Genomic DNA, 22,094 nt, shown 5'->3' with positions numbered 1-22,094 from the left:
CCTCATAGTTAATGACATTAAACGAGAAACCTAATATGCAACAGCATCAAAAACCTCTGTTTATTTCACACGGCTCTCCTATGATGGCTGTTGAAAACAGCAAAACATCTCGATTTTTACAACAATTAGGCCAGCAGCGGCCTGCACCTAGAGCTATTGTGGTGTTTTCTGCCCACCTCGATGTCGCTGACGATGTGGTGATAACCGCCGGGGCGCAACCTGAAACCGTTCATGATTTCTATCGTTTTCCTGATGAACTGTATCAAATTCACTACCCTGCGCCAGGAGAGCCTGTACTGGCTCAGCAAATTGCCAACACGTTTACTAACGCTGGCATCAAGGTGAATTTAGACCCAACACATGGCTGGGATCATGGTGTATGGATCCCATTGAGATTAATGTATCCACAAGCAAACATTCCTATCGTACAAATATCCATTAACACCCGTGTTAGCGCTGAAAAAAATTATCAATATGGACAATTACTTGCGTCATTAAAACACGATAATATTCTCATATTAGGTTCGGGTGGAATAAGCCATAATTTAAGCGAGGTTTTTCGTCAACCTAAAACACTAAATGGCGTTGATATGATGAATCAATTCACCAAATGGGTTGAAGAAAAGCTAGCAAATAATGATACCCAATCGTTATTAAACTACTTACAGCTCGCACCATTTGCTAAGTTTAATCATCCGACTCAGGAACATTTTTTACCACTTATTGCTGTTTTAGGGGCGAGCGAAGCAAGTGTTGCCAAAAAAATACATCAAGACGTTGAGTATGAATTGTTAGCACTCGATGCTTATTCATTTAATTAAACACGATGTGTTAAGTAATAGGGATAGAGTAAAATATTTAAGCTCATGTATTAGTAGAATTAATCATGAATTTTGAATAAAAAACGCGCAGTTACATGCCGATAATTTAAACACAATGGACGTCGTTGGTAATTCATCATAAACTGCGTTTATGTTTATATTTCATTATCGTTACATTTATAAGCACTCGCCAAGTATTTTTTTTGGTAAAATATTGATCTTCATTAAGTTATCACGCTTATATTGCAGCACTATATACGCTATATTATTAAAAATGTCGTACTATAGCAGTACTATAACTGTACTTTGACTCGCATCGCTCATACGTTGAAAATAGCCCCAAGGAACCGATTTATGCTGATTGAACATGACATTACTGACGTTTGTGTTGGAATGTATGTAGTCGAAATAACCGAACCCAAAGATACTTTTTCGCTCACTAAACCTGGTGTGCTTAAAAGCGAAAAGGTTATTGAAGCATTAAAACGTAAATCAGTTACCAAACTACTCATTGATACCAGTAAAGCTGAAGTTGATGTCGCAACAATTGAGCAAAATATCAGTTGGCCTAAGCCTCAAGCGCCCCGAAAAGTGACGCCTGTACGCACCGATGTGAAAGCAAATTTCTTTAATCAAGAAATAGTGAGAGCGCGCCAAGTGTTCAATGAATCAAAAGACATTCAGAAAAAGCTGTTTCATAATGCGCAGCACGGTCTTCCGTTAGACATGGATCCGGTACAAAAGATCACCTCAGAATCCACCGATTTAATTTTTAATAATCCCAATGCCCTATCATGTGTGATAAATATTCGTAATAAAGATGAATATTTATTAGAACACTCTGTGTCTGTCTCTGTTTTGATGACCATGTTTGCCGTCTATAAAAAAATCGACAAAGACATAGTTAATCAACTGGCTATTGGCGCATTTTTACATGATGTTGGGAAAATCATGATCCCCGATCGGATTTTAAACAAACCAGACAAACTGACCGATGAAGAGTTTCATATTATGAAAACTCATGCCAGTTACTCGATTGAAATTATGAAGAATACCCCAGGCATCAGCCAACTAAGTTTAGAAGTGGCAAGCTTACATCATGAAAAACTCAATGGATTGGGTTATCCATTTGGCGTACCAGCAGAAAAAATTACCCTTTATGGGCGCATGATCAGCATATGCGATATTTTTGATGCGCTGACTTCGCACCGCTGTTACAAGCAGGGTTATGCCCAAGTGAAATCGTTCAGTATTTTGCGCGCGTTAGCTGAAAAAAATGAATTGGATAAAGACTTAGTCGACCAGTTTATTCGTTGTATGGGAGTTTACCCTATCGGTTCAGTGGTTCAACTTGAGTCAAATAGACTCGCTATTGTTGAAGGTCATAACCCAAAAGACCCTATCCGACCATTAGTCAGACCTTTCTATCATTTAAAACCAGACCGCTTTGAAGTCGGAAACAAAATTGATTTAGCGACTGTCACTGATGACTTAATTGTTAAGTGTGTACGTGCTGATGATTTTAATCTGAACATGGAACAAATTATTGAGTATTTAGCGCACGAAGGCTAATCCACTCCCGCTTTTTAATTGATTGTTTTATGTACTAACCTAACGCGAATATTAAGCGTGTTGCACCTTTGGCGGACTTTTCACCCCTAGGTGTTTCAATTCAATTAAATGTGAGTTATTACGGTTAAATTTTTTTAATATCAAAAACTTAACTAATGCCTGCTATTTGGATTTAGACATGATTTTAAGTCCAAATAAATATCGAGTGAGCTTAAACGGCCTAATCACGTAGTAACATAGCAAGGCACAAACCACAAAAGCACTCATTAATACACTGACAGATTTAATCGCAATAGACGCTTGCCACTGCACAATATAAAACGCCAACATCACAATCACAGTTTGATGCAAAATATAAAACGGGTAGATCAATTCGTTGGTTTGATGCAGCCATGTTGGCGTATTTTTAATATGAGCAATCGCAAAACCTGCCATGGTTAATAACCCAGACCAAGACACTAGCGTACAAACTAACCACCATAATTGCCATCGTGTGGTAAGTGACAAATACGGGCTTAAATCAGGTGAGTAATAGTAGCCATAAAACAGGATTGAACTCACGAACAAACTGGCTAAATAAGTGTATCGATGTTCAGCTAACGCGCGCCAAATAAGCTCGCTTTTGACAAAGCACATGCCTGCAAAGAAGAAAAACAAATAAAACACACTCAATGACAGGTTTTCGATATGGTGACTGTCTGATGGCAAAACATATTTAAGCGCACCACGTAACACGATTAACACTAAAACTAAACTGAGCAACCCAAAACGATGACGGCTTATTCGTTCAAGCCAATGTTGTAACTTAATACCGGTCTGGCGTGTTAACAAATACCTAAGTGGCACCGCAAGCAGCATAAAGATAACTAAAAATTCAATAAACCATAAATGATTACTATCAAACGACAACATCAACTCACCATACGCCGATGCTAAAGAGCTATATTCAGTAATGTTTTCATAATAATGTTGTGGCGGCACAATCAATATCATTCCCACCAGCAAAGGGATAAAAAGCCGATGAAACTTACTCGAGAGAAATTGGCGCACGGGCATTTTTTGCAGTAACAAAAAACTGGCTGCACCCGCGATAAAAAACAATGTTTGCAGTCTGAGTTGTTCAAAGTACACCATGATATCGTCAAGCACTTTGCTCGATTCATTATTCATCACATGCCAGTCGTCACCATTAAATGGCATCAATACATGGTGTAAAAAAACTGCAAAAATCAGTACCACCCGCAACCAATCAAGTTCTGAATAACGCCTGTTTTGTGGTAAAACCTCATCCATAGTCAATGCCTTCCTCTGGCCTGTTAGTATAAAATGTTGAGTATCTAGCTGGCTTAAGTGCAATGTTCCATCTCACTTAAACTTCATCACTTAGCTGCACTTCTTAAACTCTATCATTCAAGCTCTATTAATTAAGCCATACTTTTGGCAATTTTAGCTTTGTTGTGTAATGCCAACGCGACAAAAGCATCTACAGTAGCACGATCATTAGCACGCTTTACATGTAGCTGAGTGGGTATAGCTTTATGTGCATCAGTGAAAGGTAAAAAATGACAACCTTGACTGTATAATTTACGAATACAATAAGGCGCAATAGCAACACCTAGACCAGCAGCCACCTCAGTTAACAAGGTCTGCATATGTTTAGGTTGGCTAATAATATTGGCCGAAAATCCTGCTTGTTTACACAGCATAATAGTATCGTCAAACAAACCTACTGCTTCGTCACGGTTAAAGATGATCAACTTTTGCTGTTGTAATTGACCCAATTCTATTTGGCTATATTCAGCCAGGGGATGGTGTTGTCCCACAACGGCCACCAACTTGTCGATGTAAATATCACTACTGTTAAATTCATCAATAATCCCGCTGGGTAATGGCCGCGAAAACCCAACATCTATGCGGTTATCTTTAAATGCTTCAATTTGTTCTGTCGCGGTCATTTCAAATAAAGTGACATGCACATCAGGATATTGCTGCGAATAGCTGCGAACTAAATCTGCCATAAAAGTCAAACATGCTGAACTTAAATGAGCGATATTAAGCTCGCCTATCTGCCCCTGCTGTGCTCGTTTTACCTGACTTTTAGCGTTGTCTGCCAATGCAATAATCTGTTTCGCATCGTGCAGCAATTGCTCTCCCGCGTTAGTGATTTTTACCTGGCGCGAATTGCGGATAAACAGCATAACTCCTAGCTCTTCTTCCAACATGGCAATATGACGGCTAATCGCCGGCTGTACCGTATTGAGATCACGCGCCGCACCAGAAAAGCTTTGGTGTGACGCTACGCTAATAAAGCTTTTCAATGTTTTTATATCCACAATCACCTCAAATACGCTTTTGCTATAGATTCAATAAAATAATAACATTTTTATTATAGACGCTAACACTTTACTCTTTAGCCTAGTTATATTTACAAAGTCCCAATCACAGAGTCGTCTGCCAAAGGCTAGCTAAATTAGTTGCTATCGAGGGAATATATGAACAGTTTACAACAGCAAACCGACGCTAAAATGAATGAGGGACGACAAAAGAACCCTGATTTCATGAAAGTCGTTGACGATATTATTGAACAAGCAAAAGCATTTCAACAAGGTGATAGTGCAATTAATCTTGGCCAAAAAGCGCCCAACTTTTCGTTACCTCATTCGGATGGGAAATTAATATCCCTGGTAGATTTACTGCACCAAGGCCCTGTTGTAGTGACATTTTATCGTGGCAGTTGGTGCCCGTACTGCAACTTACAGCTGCGTGCTTTACAAGCACGTTTAGCCGATATTCATACCCTTGGAGCTCAATTGGTTGCCATCAGTCCGCAAGTGCCAGATGGCTCTTTGACAAAAGATGAAATGCAAGACCTAGAGTTCTTGGTATTGTCAGATCAAGATGCAAAAGTTGCATCACAATATGGGGTTGCATGGCAAGTGCCTGAATTTCTCGCTGAACATATGCGCGTTGATCGCAAGCTCGACCTTGAAGCCATCAATAATGGCAATGGCAGTGTGTTACCGATCCCCGCGACATTCATTATCGGTCAAGACGGCGTTGTCACCTGGCGTTATGTCGACGTAGATTACCGAACTCGTTCAGAGCCAGAAGACATCATACAAGCATTAAAGCTGCTGGCTTAATGTTCAATGCTGATATCAATGACTGGGTGGTTGAACAATCGCTCTTTCGCCCTCTTTTTCTTAATCATGGTTCTTCAGCAAATCACAGGTAAAACAATGACTCGTTTATCTAAACTTGGCAGCTTTTCGCTGCTGTGTATTGCCAGCCTCACCATTATGGTTGGCGCCCTTGTTGCTCCGGGATTATTAAGTATATCGAATGCATTGGGCATCAATGAATATGCGGTATGGCTGGTGACTTTTCCGGCATTAGGTGCAGTATTATTTGCCCCAATAGCGGGTAAATCAATTGATAAGTTTGGTGCTTATCGGGCGCTCATCGTCGGTTTAATACTCTATGGGGCCTTGGGCTTTGCGGTGTATTGGCTGAATGGCCCTTGGTTTGTATTGTCTAATCGTATTTTATTAGGCGGTATTACTGCGGTAGTTATGGCGAGCAGTACCGTACTTATTTCGCAATGGTACACCGGTAATGAGCGGCTCAGCATGATAGCTAAACAAGGTATGGCTATCGAATTAGGTGGGGTATTGTTTCTGTTTTTAGGCGGTACATTAGCCAGTATTAATTGGGCTTATCCGCTGAGTTTATACTTAATAGCTTGGTTATTTTTACTGATGCTGTTGTTATTTGTGCCGCGTAAACATCCATCACTCACGGTTGAGGCTGAATGTGATAACAACCAGACTCAACAAGGGCTATCACTTCATCAGGTTTATCTTTTTGCCACTATGGCAATGGTGATCTTTTTTACCGCTATTGTCGTGCTCCCAAAGAGCATGGTTCAACAAGGCTATAACGAAGCTCAAGTGGGTAATTTATTAGCGTTTATCTCATTGGTTGCAGTGGTTGCTGCGTACTTTATGCCAAAAGTTGCCAAACACATGAGCGCAACGTATTTGTTAGCTGTCGCATTTGTAGCATATGCCCTCGCGCATGTTGGTTTTGCAAACGCAAACGGTATGCCGATATTACTCATTGGAGCTGTCTTTGCGGGTATTGGTTTTGGTTTCAGTATTCCGTTACTTAACCATATGACGGTAGAAAAAAGTGCAGCCAACGTTAGAGGCAAAAATTTATCCTATTTTACGATGGCCGTATTTGGCGGTCAGTTTATCACTTCGTTTGTTGAATTTATTCCCGGTGGCACCACGGTGAGCTTTTCTGCCGCCATGCTATTAGCCAGTATTATGGCTGTAATATTGGTCGCCATGCAGTTCAGCGACAATAAAATTTTCAGCAAACCCGCTACCGAAAAAAAGAGTTAGCCCGCTCAATGATTGGCGGCCGCTATATTGACTATATTGCCAGCATAGCGGCTGAATCAATCTTAAATCAGTGCCTTTATTCTCGCTAGTTGCGACTGAAACAATAAGCTATGTTGATGTGTTACTACCCTACTTTCAAGATCGCCTTGTTCGATGAGTCGACATGCTTCATCCGCCTCAAAGTGATAGCCCAATGATGCTCTGCTATCAATAAAGCTATCGACCAACTCATCTAGATGATACAAACTGCATTCAGACGCTCTGAATGCATCAGGAATAACAATGTAACCTTTATCGCCAATAAGATAAGCGTTATTACTTAATCGGCACTGAAACGACGAAGCTAAACTCACAGCGATATCACCACTTTTACCAATAATAATCACATCATCTTCAACACCGGTTTCACATACATGCGCTTGAACATGCAGATTATCGATGTCAGCTTTAATAAAATAATCTGCAATCGCCAATGGGTAAATACCCATATCCAATAAACATCCACCCGCTAATTGCGGATTATATTCACGCCCATCAGGCGTAAATAGGATCGGATAGCCAAAATCGACTTTAACGTGTTTAAGCTGACCAATACGGCCTTCATCTAACCATTTTTTTGCTTGTTTGATTGCTGGCAAAAAATAAGTCCATAATGCTTCCATTAACAGCAAGCCTTTGTCTTTGGCTAACGTAACCAGAATATTGCATTCTTCAACCGACACTGTCATCGGCTTTTCGCACAACACGTGTTTACCTGCCATTAAAGCATCATAAGCTTGCTGAAAATGAAAATTATGTGGCGTGGCGACATACACAATATCAACGTCAGGATCATCAAATAATGCTTGGTAGCCTTGATAGGCCTTTTCGGCGCCGTATTGCTTCGCAAAAGCATCGGCATCCGTTTGTTGCCGCGCGGCAACGGCATATAAATGACTGTTAGTCGAAAAGACTAAATCTTGACAAAATAAAGCCGCTATTCTGCCAGTACTCACTATGCCCCAGTTTATTCTAGTCATTCATTTTCCTTAATATTATGTCTAAGCAAAAGCTATTAATCTATTCACAATACCTCCAAGACTAATGAATTAATAGTAAGAGCTAAATATCATCATTTTTTTGTCGCAGTAGCCATTACGGTTTTCCTGTTTGTGCTACTTTATTGTATCGATATGCAAAATTAATTCGCGAGTGCCAATGAATACGTTAACCCTGGAATATATCAAAAGTATATTGCCTCCAAGGCCGGATAACAGCCATAAAATGACTTTTGGCCATGTATTGAATATTGCTGGTTCATTGCATTATCGGGGAGCGGCTTATTTGTCGAGTTTATCCGCATTACGAGTTGGTGCGGGTTACGTCACCTTAGCCAGTAGCCCATCGGTATGTGACAGTGTGAGTGCATTAACGCCAAATGTTGTTACCTTGCCACTACTCACTCATGTAACACAAAGGCATGATGATGCAGGGCAAACAACAGACTTATTATCAACAAAGATGCAGCCATCGAATACTCAGTCGAGTGACCTACAAGCTATTGACGTACAGGCCATTGATAAAAGGGCTGTGTTACAACTTCGCGATAAACTCAACCAAGCCAGTGTCATTTCCATGGGCAGTGGATTAAGTATTGGCCACAGTACTGACCAACTCATTATTAGCCCTAACATTAGCACTAACATTAGCACTAACATTAGTCCTCTCGCTAACCCTCCACTCAGTAACAAACATCTTAGCAACAGCCATTCACAGGGTTTATCTGTTCCTGATGGCAATAATGGATTTTTTTACGCCCTATTAACTGAGATACAAGCTAATCCTAATCCGGTCATCTTTGACGCAGACGCACTTAACTTTATTAGTCACTTACTTCATCCTAGCGGCCCATCGAAAACATCTATTAACTTGCCCAAAAACAGCATTATCACACCACACCCAAAGGAGTTATCAAGGTTACTCAATGTTGATGTCAGCGAAATTCAAGCCAAACGGGTGCACTATGCCAGTATTGCCGCTAAGCAATTAAACACAGTGGTGGTACTTAAAGGCAAACACAGTGTGATTAGTGATGGCGAGCGAGTATTTATCAACCCAACAGGTAACAGCGCGCTAGCCAAAGCCGGAACCGGCGATGTATTAACAGGTATGATTTCAGGGTTTTGCGCTCAAGGCGTTAGCCCAATAAATGCAGCGTGTTTGGGTGTCTATTTACACGGTTTGGCAGGCGACATTGCTGCAGAGGACTTAAGCCAATATGGCATGTTAGCCAGTGACCTACTTAACTATATTCCTAACGCTATTTTAAAAGTATTAGCCGTTTAGCCGAAGCGAAATCAGCGCGTGATGGTGACCAATAACGAGATGGCTTACCAAAGGCTAGATCGTAATAATGCATGCTATAAATGTTTACTCATACTCTGTTTTCAAACACAAAAGTAAATGACCTCTTCATTGATAAGTAGTGGTTATATGTCAAATTGTCTTTATACACACCAGTCTTATCTTTAAAAAACCCGGAAACATGGTATGTGTGCTCCGGGTTACCATTAGTTACTGCAGGTTGAGACTATTTAGCCGCGTTACGTGCTTCAGTCAGCCAACCGTTCCATTTATCCTGATTTTTGGTAATCCACTCATCCACGTGGCCTTGAATATCCTTGGCACTCTTTTCGCCTTCGTTCATCCGAGTGTTTTGTTCGTTGATATCGCCAAGCGGCAAGGTAAATACCTCAAAAAATTTCCTTGCTGCGGGATTCTGCTTGGTGAATTTTTTGTTGGCGACTATTTGGATGTCAGAAACAACAAAACCTAGTTTTACTGGGTCAGAAACCGCGCCTTCAATGTCACTCAACGTCATTCGTTCAACACCAGAACGTTGCGCTTCGGATGGCTTAATTTCAGGAACGTTTATCCACACAACGTCCTTGCCTGGTTTCAGTTTGAAAATGGTCCAGTTTGGTGCCCAGGTATAGAAAAATATTGGTCCACCATTTTTATAACCCGCCATCGCTGACGCCATTCCTGCTGCATATGAAGCGGTCACCGGATTGATAGCATCTTTCAGATCGTATACATCCATATGGTGGCTGATGACTTTTTCACATCCCCAACCTGGAGGGCAAGCGGTCAGATCGGCTTTGCCATCGCCATTGGTATCAAAGGCTTTTTTCACTTCAGGGCGTTTAAAATCCTCAAGGGAGGTAATATTATATTTATCGGCCTCTTTCTTAGACACCAAATAGCCCTGCAGACCCCCGGCCTTAACCACAAAACCAACTTTCTCACCTTTGTCATAAAATCCTTTCGGCATCTGGCTGTCATGATTTGGAAACCAGCCATTGGTCCAATAATCAACATCACCGAGAGTCACGGTTTTGTAAAAGATCGGATTCGACAGATCTTTAGGTTTTTCTACATCATACCCCAGTGTTTCAAGACCTCGTCGTACAAGCGCTTCCTGAAAAAATCCCGTGTCCCACGTGGCCCGCGCAGGTTTAACGGTTACGCCTTCACCTGGCTGGTGATTATCGGCAAGAGCTGCAGGCCCTGTCATGGTTATTGCAGCTAAAGCGACACCCATTATTACTTTCTTAATTATCATTTTCGTTCCTTATTTTTTGTTGCCATGGATGGGGTCATTATCTTTAAATAATTACCAATAATAGACCTGTACCTTTGGACTTAAATAAGCACATTCATTTTTTTATGAATTATATTTTAAATAATATGTTGAATTCGAAATGTATTTTGAAAAATATGATAAGAACTTAGGCTTGTTCCTTTGAAAAACATCATTGCCTCTTTAGGGGCTAAATCACTATCAGCTTAGTCCTCTTTTTTGAAAGCGCTGGCATACGTTTTACTAAACACTTGGGGGGGTGTATAAAAATAACCCGTAAGCACGGTATGTGTGCTCCGGGTTACCAATAAGCTATTGCAGGTTGAGACTATTTAGCAGCATTACGTGCTTCAGTCAGCCAACCGTTCCATTGATCTTGGTTTTTGGCAATCCACGCATCAACGTGGCGTTGAATGTCCTGTTCACTCTTTTCGCCATCGTTCATCCGAGTATTCTGTTCGTTGACGTCGGCAAGCTGCAGGGTAAATACTTCAAAAAATTTCCTAGCTGCTGGATTTTGCTTGGTGAATTTTTTGTTGGCGACGACCTGGATGTCAGAAGCAACAAAACCAAGTTTTACCGGGTCAGAAACTGCGCCTTCAAGTCCCTTTATCGTCATTCGTTCAACAGCAGAACTTTGCGCTTTGGTCGGATTGATTTCAGGCACGTTGATCCACACAACGTCCTTGCCTGGCTTTAGTTTAAAAATGGTCCAATTTGGTGCCCAAGTATAGAAGAAGATTGGTCCACCATTTTTATAACCCGCCATCGCCGATGCCATTCCTGCTGCATATGCCGCTTTCACTGGATTGATAGCATCTTTGAGACCATACACGTCCATATGATGGGTGATTATTTTTTCACATCCCCAGCCTGGAGGGCAGGCAGTCAGATCGGCCTTGCCATCACCATTGGTATCAAAGGCTTTCTTCACCTCAGGGCGTTTAAAATCTTCAAGGGAGGTAATATTATATTTATCTGCCTCTTTTTTAGACACTAAATAGCCACCCAGTCCACCGGCTTTCATTACATAACCAATCTTTTCAGCTTTTTTATCAAAATTTTTCGGTAGTTGATCGTTATGCATTGGAAACCAACCATTGGTCCAATAATCAATATCACCGAGAGTGACCGTTTTGTAAAAGATTGGATTGACCAGCGTTTTGGGCTTTTCCACATCATACCCAAGAGTCTCAAGACCTCGTCGTACAAGCGCTTCCTGAAAAAAACCGGTGTCCCATGTCGCTCGAGCTGGTTTAACGGTTATGCCTTCTCCTGGCTTGAGAGTATCAGCAAGAGCTACTGACCCCGTCATTGTGATTGCAGCTAAAGCTGCGCCCAGTATTACTTTTTTAAGTATCATTTTACGTCCTTATTTTTTGGGGTTGCCATTGATTGGGTGATTCTATCTAGAATGATTGCTAATAAAACAATCGCAAGACCGCCAACCGTGGCCAAACCAATATCAAGTGTATTTAAGCCCAGAACGACAGGTGCCCCAAGGCCTCCTGCGCCAATCATTGCGGCGATAACCACCATGGAGAGCGACATCATGATGGTCTGATTAAGACCAGCCATGATGGTCGGAAGAGCAAGTGGTATCTGAACTTTAAGTAAAACCTGCGAGCTTGTTGCCCCAAAGGCGAGCGCAGCCTCGACTAACTCTGGGTGTACCTGCCTGATACCGAGACTGGTTAATCTAACCAACGGTGGCAGGGCAAAAATGATGGTTGCAAGAACACCCGCAGTGTTGCCAATAGAAAAAAGCATCACTATAGGTACCAAATAGACAAAGGCTGGCGTTGTCTGCATCGCATCCAAAATGGGTCGTAGAATGTTATTAACACGATCACTGCGTCCAGCCCATATACCAAATGGCACGCCAACAACGGTGCAGAACACAACAGATGAAAATACCATGGCGAGGGTTATCATGGTTTCAGACCAGAAACCAAGCAGACCAATGAGAATCAACGATACAAGCGTAAAACCAGCAAGTTTGAAACCTGACACCCGCCAAGCAATGACGCCGAACAGTGCAATAACAAGCAGAGGTGAAGTTGCCAGAAGTCCATCTGATACACTCGATAAAATGAAATCTACGGGCCATTTTATCATCTGGAAAAACCATCGATACCCTTCTACCAACCAGTCAACAAGGCTTGTGATCCATGCATCTAAGGGAATAACTCTTTCATTAAAACTGAACATGATATAACACTCCTGAAGCTAGTATTCTAAGATGCTGACTGCTCAAAATAAGTCCCCTTCTCTGCACGGTTTAAGGTACGAAGAAACAGATTTTTAGAAACAACTCCGCGATATCTATTTTCTGAGTTTACAACTGGAATAGGCCAAGAATGAGATGCTACCAAAGATAAAATGTCTTGAAGACTATCGGTTTCCTGAACAGATTTAGCTTCTGCAAGAAAGGCATGCTCAAGTTTGCTGGTACCATTTCCTTGGTCAATAGCGTCGCGCAGGGAATCTGAAGAGACAACACCTAAAAACCGGTGTTCTGAATCTAATACATAGGCAAATTCGCGATCTTTAATACTTAACATTTCTAATGTGGCTCGTGGGCTACCTGCTTTAGTATGCCAAACGACCGTTGGCTGGCTATCGCGGGCAATGTCCCCTGCGGAGATAACACCGGTTGGATCAACACCGCGGAAAAAAGCGCGTACATAATCGTCAGCGGGATTTTGCAAAATCTCTTCTGGCGTCCCGACTTGGATAACTCGGCCGCCCTGCATAATGGCAATTCGGTCACCAATACGTAGTGCTTCGTCTAAATCATGGGAGATAAAAATGATGGTGCGCTCATGACGATCTTGCAGTTTAAGCAGTTCATCTTGCATCTCTGTCTTAATAAGAGGATCAAGCGCCGAAAATGCCTCATCCATGAGCAAGATATCAGGATCAACCGCTAAACCTCGCGCCAATCCCACTCGCTGCTGCATACCACCACTTAACTCTTTGGGATATGCATTCTCCAAGCCTTCGAGTCCGACTTGTTTTAAAGCATCTAGAGCTCGCTCTTCACGTTGTTTCTTATCCATACCATCAAGCTCGAGTCCAAATGCAGCATTTTCTAACACTGTTTGGTGAGGCATAAGAGCGAAAGACTGAAAGACCATACTGGTTTTACTTCTGCGAAACTTTACCAGCTCATCCTTATTCATTTTGAGGATATTTTGACCATCAACTAACACCTCTCCAGACGTTGGTTCAATAAGCCTGTTTAGCATTCTTACTAGAGTTGATTTTCCTGAGCCGGACAGACCCATCACGACAAAAATTTCACCTTTGTTCACAGTAAAGCTTGCACCTTGAACTGCAACAGTTAGTCCTGTCTGTTCGTAAATTTCTTCTTTACTTTTCCCTTGTTCAAGTAATTTTACCCCCTTGCGAGGTTCAGAACCAAAAACCTTATAGAGATTTTTTATTACTATTTTTTCCATAATATTTTCCATGACGCTCTTTTACGCCGTTCTGCTTTTTTGTACTAACGCTACATAAAAAGCACGTGAATAAATTTTGCGCTGTTAAATATTTACCACACACTTTCGCGATATATTTTATACAGTAGTCCCTAAACGCTAATCATGTCAATGTTAGTGTTTTCAAAAATAGACATAAATCATTGAATTTAATTGTAAAAATAAAACCCAGATTAACCTTATATTTGTTATGGGTAATTTATTGATTTAGTTGTCTACATCATCCTCGTTAACTAAGCACTATGTGGTTAATCATTTAGGCTTATCGTTAATTGGCTAATTAGTAAATTTATAGGCTTCAGAAACTGAATTAATTTGCTGTTTTTTAATTCACATGAATCAAGTGTTTTATGCAGTGATGACTTATCTTTTCATGGCTAGATTGTGAATATTTATCCTACGACGACACAACCACTTTGACTCACTAACGTTATTGTTGGCTTATACTTTTGTTAAGAAGTATTACATGAGTTTTTCTGTTTCTCTTGTCACATTAATTACGTTGATGCTCCTCGCCAAGCAAGTCACATCACGCGCCCTCTGTTTGATGTGTTATTTATGAGTGTTACCCCTGTCATCGCGGGTTGTAAGCGATGACAGCAAATTACAACCTTCGCCTATAGCCATTTAGAATGATTACAAAAACAGGATGATTATAGAGTCGGGATCGGATCACATTTAACATGATAGTGAAAATTCTATAACCGCAAATAATGATATTTGGTGATGCTGATAATAGCGATATTCGCCATGTGCCTAGCTTACTTGCGGTGATCCTAACGATGACGATGTTTATGTTTGTATCAGCGGCAATTATTCGTGAGAAAGCACTAGATAATACGGCGTTTTTAATTGTAACTTCGATGTCGCTATTGGATATTTTTAGCACCGCTACGCGCTGGTTTAGATTCGTTATTATTGGTATCTTTCTCGTCTATCTGTGCCTGTTTACCATTGAGTTTGTTCATTAGTACCATTGCAAAAAACCAACTTCAAACGCTGTAATTATCCATTATTATATTGATGTCATCGATTTGATTATCTGAATTTGTGTTCCTTTATTAAACGATGCCTATATGCGGCACAATCGGTAGAGGAAGCATTGCCTACAGCCCATTTATGGCCAGAGGCATTGTACTTAAATGAGCACAAGTAATGTCATTAGGCCACAATCAACAGTCATTATTCGGCTTTATGTATTTTAGCTGTATTGGTTTTTTAGCGGCAAAGAACGTTAATAAACCTTTATAAACAGCTTAAATAACGATAGTTAGGTAGCATTGATTAAATGACTGTCCTAAATCGCGGTACTTATATAATCAGGCTGCCGCTTAATCGCTACTGCCAATGAGAAGTGTAACGAGCCTTAACATCCAATAGTCAGCGATATGCCATTATATTTTAAACCGACTTAGTTGCTGTTTTAGCATATGGACTTCATGATCTAATCGGTCTCTTTCATCGAGTAATTGTAAAATTAAACCAATGCCACCCCAGTCGAGTGCCAGATCACGTTGAATGCGCGTAGCTTTTTTAACTTGATGTAAATTCTCGACACTAAATTGCCATGTTTCTATCACCTCGCCCTGCAATGGAATCGCAATACTGTGATCCACAAGTTCAAGTAGTAAGGCTGAGCTGATATCACTGCACTCACACAGTTCATCACTACTCAACCAACAATCTTGTTCGCTTATATTAATCTGCAGCATCGTTATTTACTCCAACTGGCACGTGGGTCAAATTTATTTTTCTCTGCTAATTCAGTCCACAATTGTGTGCTTGTTTTGTCTGGTGATGTCGGGACGACTATTTTGAGTACAGCAAATAAGTCCCCATGTACTTTTTTACTGAGTAAGCCTTTTCCTTTTATACGTAATCGCTGTCCTGACTGACTATTAGCAGGGATAGTGAGCTGAATATGACCGGTTAACGTGGGCAGTTTAAGCTTGGTACCCAGCACTGCTTCCCATGGTGCTATTGGCACAACAATGCTCAAATCTCGGCCATCAACATCAAACATGGGATGAGGCACAAACCGAATTTGTAAATAGAGATCGCCATTGTCGGCCTTGGTCGGTCCCGGACCGCCCTGTCCTTTCAAGCGAATACGTTCGCCATTAACAACGCCAGCAGGAATTTTAACTTTTAACGATTTAGGTTGCTCAACGATACGACCGCTAGGTTCTCGTTGTTGTAAGGTAAACTCGACTGGCTTAAGAGTATCGACCAATGTTTCTTCGAGAAACATCGGAAACTCAATTTCAATATCTTGGCCTTTTGGGGGCTGGGTTTGGCGTTGCCTATGTTGGCCACCTTGTTCAAAACCACCGTGGCTTGAACCAAAAATTGAACTAAAAAAGTCTGAAAATTCTTGATCGGTTTGAGGATCGCTTTGCTGTTGTCCCCAATTTTGACTGGCGCCATTCGCTCCACCTTGATTGGCATAGCTATTTTGGGTTCTATTAAGATGATGATGACGTAACTCGTCATATTCGGCTCGCTTTTTAGTGTTATGCAACACCTCATAGGCTTCACCAATTTCTTTGAATTTTTCTTCTGCATCTGGATGTTTACTCACATCGGGATGATACTGCACGGCGAGTTTTTTATAAGCGACCTTTACCGCTTTATCATTCGCTTTAGGGTCTATGCCTAATACAGTGTAATAGTCTTTAAAATTCATTTTATCCCCTCACAGAGAGCAAGTTTGCAACGGATCAATAAACAGCTTTTAACCCATCTACACTAATGAGTTTAGGCCCACAGACGAACAACACGCTTGATCTTGATCAACTCTATTACAGTATAGCGAGTTTAGTTAATGCGCATTGCATGATTAATAAAACATCATCCGCTTAAATAACACTACATCAGCATAACCCTATGAAATTGATTTATATCCTAAACACTATGCCTTAACTTCATTCACAAAAGTGCCAAGCTTAGTTAACAATATAAAGCTAACTCAATGACACCATAGCAGTACTATCATCCATTTTTGAACACGATGACACCTTACACAACGGCATGAAAGCATGGTGTAATCTGCATAAATTTGATCTGTAAAATCTTCAGCGAAAATGGATAACACGCCCATCATCTCGGGCTATATATGTTGATAAATATCAATAAATTGACTTAGATTGTGCTGCTTAGTCTTGCTTAATCTTGCACTTAAATTAACTGGCACCTCGAGTGCTGCGCTTGCTATCGAGTTGCATTACGTTCTCCAACATTATATCGATGTTCACATAACAAGAGACACTGCTTCATGAACAGCCTTTATCCTCAGAGAAAATTTTTATTTTTAACTTCTATGGTGTTAATTACGCACTAATAAGTGCGGATAGATTAACCACTTAGGCTGGAATTTATAAAATTGCCTTATTGAAATCGAACAGTAAATATCATCATTGATGACAATATTCAACAATGTCACTTGTTTCACCAAATTAACTCAATATCTAACCACACAGAAATGCTTTGGGTACAATATCAGAACAGCAGTGCTACTATGGCTAATAACATAAGTAGATTATCGTTCGTCTTGGCTAGGCCACCATCATTACTGGTTAACACGTAAAGGTAACTAATGGCCTCAGCAACCGCTATATATTCGAACACAATAGCAATTTTCACTCGTATGATAGCTAAATAGATATTAACAATTCTCCAGTCATCACCAACTAGCAGGTCTATTCATGACAGCCGAAGTACTCGAAATCCAGAGCTTTATTGCTCAGTACGCCCCATTTGATCAGCTTCCAGAACAAGTGTTAATTGACGTTGCTAAAAGTGTTGAGATTTCTTATTACCGCACAGATAGCATGATTGTTAACTTTAATGACAACGTTAAAGAGCTATATATGATCCGCAGCGGAGTCGTAGAGTTATATCGCCGTAAAGGTGAACTTTATAATCGTTTAGACCAGGGTCAGTTATTTGGACAAATGGGCTTGTTAACCAATAATAAAGTGCGCTTCCCAGCCAAAGCGGTAAAAGATACGCTGGTATACTGTATTCCTGAGTCGGTATTCAATGATTTGTGCGAGAATTATGATGATTTTGCTGATTTTGTTGAAGCTGAGGATTCCACCCGTTTAAAACAAGCGGTAAAAGGAAAAACCGATGATGCTAATGCACTGACCACTTCCAAAGTAAAAACCTTAGTCACCAGAGAGCCTGTGGTTCTGTCCTGTAATAGCAGCATACAAGCTGTGGCCAAAATCATGGCCGAAGAGAATATATCTGCGGTATTAATTAATGACCCAGATATAGATGATCAACAAGATAGCAGTTTCGTTGGTATTATTACCGAACATGATCTCTGCGCTAAGGTCATTGCAGCCGGGGTAAGTGTTGATAATCCTATTTCACAAGTCATGTCGACCGATTTAATTTCGCTGGATCACAACGCGTATATTTTTGAAGCGATGTTGCTTATGCTGCGCAACAATATTGATCATCTGCCCATTCTAAAAAATAAGAAACCGATTGGTCTGATTGAAGTTGCGGATATCATTCGCTACGAATCGCAAAATAGTTTGTTATTTGTAAGCAGTATCTTCCAGCAAAAAAGTAGCGAAGATTTAGTGCTGCTTTCTGCGGAGTTAAAAAACTGTTTTGTACGCATGGTTAACGAAGACGCTAATTCACACATGGTCGGACGGGCAATGTCTGAAATCGGTCGTAACTTTAAACAGCGTTTATTAGAACTTGCAGAAGAAAAGTTCGGCCCGCCACCTGTTCCATATTGCTTCTTAGCTCTGGGTTCGATGGCTCGAGATGAACAGCTAATGGTGACCGATCAGGATAATGCTATTATCCTGGATAATAGCTATAACGTTGCGTTGCATGGAGCATATTTTGAAAAATTAGCAGATTTTGTTTGTGATGGTTTAGCTGCCTGCGGGTACAGTTACTGCACCGGTGATATTATGGCAAGTAACCCTGAATACCGTAAAACACGCGAACAATGGGAAGAATGTTTCGGTGACTGGATAGAAAACCCCAACCCTCAAGCCTTATTAAACTGCTCTATTTTCTTTGATCTTACGGGGGTTTATGGTCGCATAAAATGGGCCGAACAACTCAATGCCTTTATCTTAAGTAAAGCCAAGAAAAACAACCGCTTTTTAGCCTGTTTAGCACACAATGCCCTCAACCGAAAACCACCTCTGGGATTCTTTAAAGATTTTGTGATGGAAAAAGATGGGCGTCATAATAACTCTATCAATTTAAAACGTCGTGGTACTGCGCCATTGGCCGATTTGATCCGAGTGCATGCCCTTGCCATCGGCTCACAATCACAAAACTCATTTGAACGTTTAGAAGACATTATCGATTCGGGTATTCTGCCCACATCCAAGGGCGAAGATTTACAACATGCCATGGAGCTTATTTCTTTGGTTCGTTTGCGTCATCAGTCAACAGACATAGAGTCTGGGATTGAGCCTGATAATAATATTGAACCCGAAAGTATGTCTGATTTTGAAAGACGCAACCTTAAAGATGCTTTTTTAGTGTTAAGCAATGCGCAAAACTTTTTAAAATATCGCTACAGTTCTAACAAACTTTAAAGGTTAACTCATGACTAATTTCAGCGACCAGGAGATTTTAAACTGGCAAGCCTTTCTAGAATTAAAAGCCAATAACAGTAAAGATAAACGCCTGCATGATTTTTATCATGCAGGTACTTATCATAATGAAACACCATTAAGTGATATTGAGTTTGTCGCATTGGATTTTGAAACTACCGGTTTAGATTCACAGCAAAACAGCATCATTAGTATTGGGCTAGTACCATTTAATTTACAGCGAATTTTTTGTAGTAAAGCAAAAAAATGGTATCTCAACCCTATCGATAAATTACAAGAAAACTCAATTATTATTCACGGTATTACCCACTCAGATTTACAAGGTGCACCAGATTTGTTGTTGATTTTGGAGCAGCTTTTAAATGAATTGGCTGGAAAAGTTGTGGTGGTGCATTATCGGCATATTGAGCGTGATTTTCTTGACCACACTTTACGCATGTTGATTAATGAAGGTATTGTGTTTCCGGTTATCGATACCATGCAGATTGAGGCTAATGTGCAACGGGCGAAGTCACAAGGGTTGCTTAATTTATTTAAAAGAAAGCGCACAGAATCAATTCGGCTTGCCAATAGCCGTGAACGTTATCACTTACCTGCTTATGCACCCCATGATGCGTTAACCGATGCAATTGCCACCGCAGAGTTACTGCAGGCTCAAATTAAATATCATTTTAGTCCAGACACTGCGATTGACAAATTATGGTTGTAATGTGCTTTGATTGATCAAAAATTATGCTTAAAAAAAAGCCGATGAATCAATCATCGGCTTTTTTGTAGCAAATAAAAACTAGTTTTTATTATGTTTTTCAGTGCGCATACCCATCAACAAACTGACACACATTACCAATAAAATAATGGTAAAGGGTAAGGCCGTCGAAATGGCACCTGCTTGTAATGCCTCAATCGCCTGAGTGCCACCAACCCAGAGTAATACCGCTGCGATAGCACCCTCAATTGTAGCCCAAAAAATACGTTGTGGGATCGGCGCATCAATTTTACCACCGGCAGTAATACTGTCTATCACCAACGACCCGGAATCGGAAGAGGTAATAAAGAAAACCAGTACCAGTAGCACAGCTATCATTGATAAAATATTGCCTAATGGCAGTGCATCAAACATCTGGAACATAGCAAGCGGAACGTCCGTTAGTCCTTCACTGCCTAATATGCCGACCTCATTGACAACTTGGTCAATAGCGACACCACCAAATACTGACATCCATAAGATAGTCACTGATGTTGGTATAATTAATACTGCAGTAAGAAATTCACGTACCGTACGGCCACGAGAAATACGAGCAATAAACATACCCACAAATGGAGACCATGAAATCCACCATGCCCAATAAAACACGGTCCAGCCGTGCATCCAAGCTTCATCTTCACGACCAATTGGATTACTCAAGGGAATGATATTCTTAACATAACCCATTACTGTGGTCGGAATAGTGCCCATAGAAACAGCAGCGGTCACAAGCGCAACAAAGACAACTAAAACAACAGCAAGTAACATATTGACGTTACTGATTACTTTAACACCACCTTCAAGCCCGCGTACCACAGAGACAATAGCCAGCATGGTCACTACAACAATAATAGTGATTTGCAAGGATAGGTCACCTTCAATACCAAACACGTGCTGGAAACCACCCGCAGCTTGTTGAGCACCTAAACCGAGTGATGTTGCCAAACCAAATAATGTGGCGATTACGGCTAAAACATCAATCACATGTCCGGGCCAACCCCAGGTACGGTCGCCTAATATAGGATAAAAAGCAGAACGTATGGAAAGCGGTAAGCCTTTGTTGTACGCGAAGAAAGATAACGATAAGGCGACTACGCCATAAACCGCCCAAGGGTGTAATCCCCAATGGAACATAGTTGCACCCAGTGCAAGCTCTGCTGCTGCCGGGGTATTGGCGACCACATTCAGTGGTGTTTCATACCAGCCGGTGTAATACGCTAACGGTTCTGCAACGCCCCAAAACATCAAACCAATACCCATACCTGCTGCAAAAAGCATCGCTATCCAGGACAGTCTTGAATGATCGGCTTTTGCGCCGTCACCACCTAGGCGAATTTTACCATAAGGTGAAACAATTAATGCCAGACAGAAGATTACAAATAGATTCATAGACCACATAAAGAGACCGTCAAATGCCCCTATTATCTGCCATTTCATACCATCTAAAAATTCTTTTGATGTTGCCGGGTCGATAATTAAAATGGCAATTAAAAAAATAGCGATTAAGCCTGCACTCGTTCCAAATACAGGGTTATGTATATCAAAACCCCATTTTTGAATGTTATCTTGCCCGACAGTATAATCGGAGTTATCTATACTGTATTTGTCCTTATTTATCTTCATAAAACCTCAATTAGAGCCGCCTTGCCCTATTAAATTGATACTCGATTGCATCTTCAGGCAAGGATTTTAACAAAATCGGCTCGTGATTTCAGGCTTATTTCAAAATCAGGTTAATTTAAAAATAAAAAACATATAAATAATCATATATTTATATATCACATTCTGTATTTTCGCTTCACCAAACACGAACATAAATAAC

The 22,094-nt window shown here is 40.7% G+C and carries 17 protein-coding genes; 7 read left to right on the top strand and 10 right to left on the bottom strand.

What is annotated here, in order from left to right; all coding sequences use genetic code 11:
- Positions 1 to 35 precede the first annotated feature (35 nt).
- Together AAEY99_RS02745 and AAEY99_RS02740 are read left to right on the top strand one after the other, a co-directional pair.
- Complete coding sequence (locus AAEY99_RS02745) at positions 36 to 821, top strand: DODA-type extradiol aromatic ring-opening family dioxygenase (protein WP_351008985.1); 786 nt, start codon at positions 36 to 38, stop codon at positions 819 to 821.
- Positions 822 to 1,175: 354 nt separating this feature from the next.
- On the top strand, positions 1,176 to 2,393 hold the full coding sequence (locus AAEY99_RS02740) for a cyclic di-GMP phosphodiesterase (RefSeq protein ID WP_101088445.1): 1,218 nt from the start codon (positions 1,176 to 1,178) through the stop codon (positions 2,391 to 2,393).
- Positions 2,394 to 2,555: 162 nt separating this feature from the next.
- On the opposite strand, the gene AAEY99_RS02735 is transcribed toward AAEY99_RS02740, so the two are convergent.
- Positions 2,556 to 3,686, bottom strand: a complete 1,131-nt coding sequence (locus AAEY99_RS02735; RefSeq protein ID WP_351008984.1) for an acyltransferase family protein — start codon at positions 3,684 to 3,686, stop codon at positions 2,556 to 2,558.
- A 131-nt stretch (positions 3,687 to 3,817) separates the two neighbouring features.
- Positions 3,818 to 4,726 carry a LysR family transcriptional regulator gene (locus AAEY99_RS02730; RefSeq protein ID WP_351008982.1) on the bottom strand — a complete coding sequence of 303 codons (909 nt, stop codon included), beginning with the start codon at positions 4,724 to 4,726 and terminating at the stop codon, positions 3,818 to 3,820.
- A 159-nt stretch (positions 4,727 to 4,885) separates the two neighbouring features.
- Here AAEY99_RS02730 and AAEY99_RS02725 point away from each other — a divergent pair, with 159 nt between their 5' ends.
- Together AAEY99_RS02725 and AAEY99_RS02720 are read left to right on the top strand one after the other, a co-directional pair.
- The gene (locus AAEY99_RS02725) at positions 4,886 to 5,536 is read left to right on the top strand and encodes a peroxiredoxin-like family protein (RefSeq protein ID WP_101088447.1); all 651 of its coding nucleotides are present in this window, start codon (positions 4,886 to 4,888) and stop codon (positions 5,534 to 5,536) included.
- Between the two features lie 96 nt (positions 5,537 to 5,632).
- Positions 5,633 to 6,802, top strand: a complete 1,170-nt coding sequence (locus tag AAEY99_RS02720; protein ID WP_351008980.1) for an MFS transporter — start codon at positions 5,633 to 5,635, stop codon at positions 6,800 to 6,802.
- A 62-nt stretch (positions 6,803 to 6,864) separates the two neighbouring features.
- Here AAEY99_RS02720 and AAEY99_RS02715 read toward each other — a convergent pair whose 3' ends face one another.
- Positions 6,865 to 7,821, bottom strand: coding sequence for a Gfo/Idh/MocA family protein (locus tag AAEY99_RS02715; RefSeq protein ID WP_351008978.1), 957 nt, complete (start codon positions 7,819 to 7,821; stop codon positions 6,865 to 6,867).
- A gap of 178 nt (positions 7,822 to 7,999) precedes the next feature.
- Between AAEY99_RS02715 and AAEY99_RS02710 the strand changes: the two genes are divergently transcribed.
- A complete protein-coding gene (locus AAEY99_RS02710) occupies positions 8,000 to 9,127 on the top strand; it encodes an NAD(P)H-hydrate dehydratase (protein WP_351008975.1) in 1,128 nt (375 codons plus the stop codon).
- Positions 9,128 to 9,371: 244 nt separating this feature from the next.
- Here the strand turns inward: AAEY99_RS02710 and proX (AAEY99_RS02705) are convergent, their stop codons facing one another.
- The 6 genes from proX (AAEY99_RS02705) to AAEY99_RS02680 all read right to left on the bottom strand — a co-directional run bounded on the left by proX (AAEY99_RS02705) (position 9,372) and on the right by AAEY99_RS02680 (position 16,613).
- Positions 9,372 to 10,406, bottom strand: a complete 1,035-nt coding sequence (proX, locus tag AAEY99_RS02705) for a glycine betaine/L-proline ABC transporter substrate-binding protein ProX (protein WP_351008973.1) — start codon at positions 10,404 to 10,406, stop codon at positions 9,372 to 9,374.
- Between the two features lie 346 nt (positions 10,407 to 10,752).
- The gene (gene proX, locus AAEY99_RS02700; RefSeq protein WP_011637285.1) at positions 10,753 to 11,787 is read right to left on the bottom strand and encodes a glycine betaine/L-proline ABC transporter substrate-binding protein ProX; all 1,035 of its coding nucleotides are present in this window, start codon (positions 11,785 to 11,787) and stop codon (positions 10,753 to 10,755) included.
- Positions 11,784 to 12,635 carry an ABC transporter permease gene (locus AAEY99_RS02695; RefSeq protein ID WP_351008970.1) on the bottom strand — a complete coding sequence of 284 codons (852 nt, stop codon included), beginning with the start codon at positions 12,633 to 12,635 and terminating at the stop codon, positions 11,784 to 11,786. The genes proX (AAEY99_RS02700) and AAEY99_RS02695 overlap by 4 nt, the downstream gene beginning before the upstream one ends.
- Before the next feature lie 26 nt (positions 12,636 to 12,661).
- Positions 12,662 to 13,888, bottom strand: coding sequence for a glycine betaine/L-proline ABC transporter ATP-binding protein ProV (gene proV, locus AAEY99_RS02690; protein ID WP_174839637.1), 1,227 nt, complete (start codon positions 13,886 to 13,888; stop codon positions 12,662 to 12,664).
- A gap of 1,433 nt (positions 13,889 to 15,321) precedes the next feature.
- The gene (locus tag AAEY99_RS02685; RefSeq protein WP_162022985.1) at positions 15,322 to 15,639 is read right to left on the bottom strand and encodes a chaperone modulator CbpM; all 318 of its coding nucleotides are present in this window, start codon (positions 15,637 to 15,639) and stop codon (positions 15,322 to 15,324) included.
- A 2-nt stretch (positions 15,640 to 15,641) separates the two neighbouring features.
- A complete protein-coding gene (locus tag AAEY99_RS02680; protein ID WP_162022984.1) occupies positions 15,642 to 16,613 on the bottom strand; it encodes a DnaJ C-terminal domain-containing protein in 972 nt (323 codons plus the stop codon).
- Positions 16,614 to 17,631: 1,018 nt separating this feature from the next.
- On the opposite strand from AAEY99_RS02680, the gene AAEY99_RS02675 reads away from it, so the two are divergent.
- Together AAEY99_RS02675 and AAEY99_RS02670 are read left to right on the top strand one after the other, a co-directional pair.
- The gene (locus tag AAEY99_RS02675) at positions 17,632 to 19,509 is read left to right on the top strand and encodes a DUF294 nucleotidyltransferase-like domain-containing protein (protein WP_101088458.1); all 1,878 of its coding nucleotides are present in this window, start codon (positions 17,632 to 17,634) and stop codon (positions 19,507 to 19,509) included.
- A gap of 10 nt (positions 19,510 to 19,519) precedes the next feature.
- Positions 19,520 to 20,236, top strand: coding sequence for a 3'-5' exonuclease (locus AAEY99_RS02670; protein WP_101088459.1), 717 nt, complete (start codon positions 19,520 to 19,522; stop codon positions 20,234 to 20,236).
- Between the two features lie 78 nt (positions 20,237 to 20,314).
- Here AAEY99_RS02670 and AAEY99_RS02665 read toward each other — a convergent pair whose 3' ends face one another.
- Positions 20,315 to 21,895: a BCCT family transporter gene (locus AAEY99_RS02665; protein WP_350999478.1), complete on the bottom strand. Its 1,581-nt coding sequence runs from the start codon at positions 21,893 to 21,895 to the stop codon at positions 20,315 to 20,317.
- Positions 21,896 to 22,094: the final 199 nt, after the last annotated feature.

This window comes from Shewanella sp. S1-58-MNA-CIBAN-0166 (assembly GCF_040310085.1).
GTDB lineage: Bacteria > Pseudomonadota > Gammaproteobacteria > Enterobacterales > Shewanellaceae > Shewanella.
Note: the sequence above shows the minus strand (reverse complement) of the source record. Positions and strands in the feature narration are given on the sequence as shown.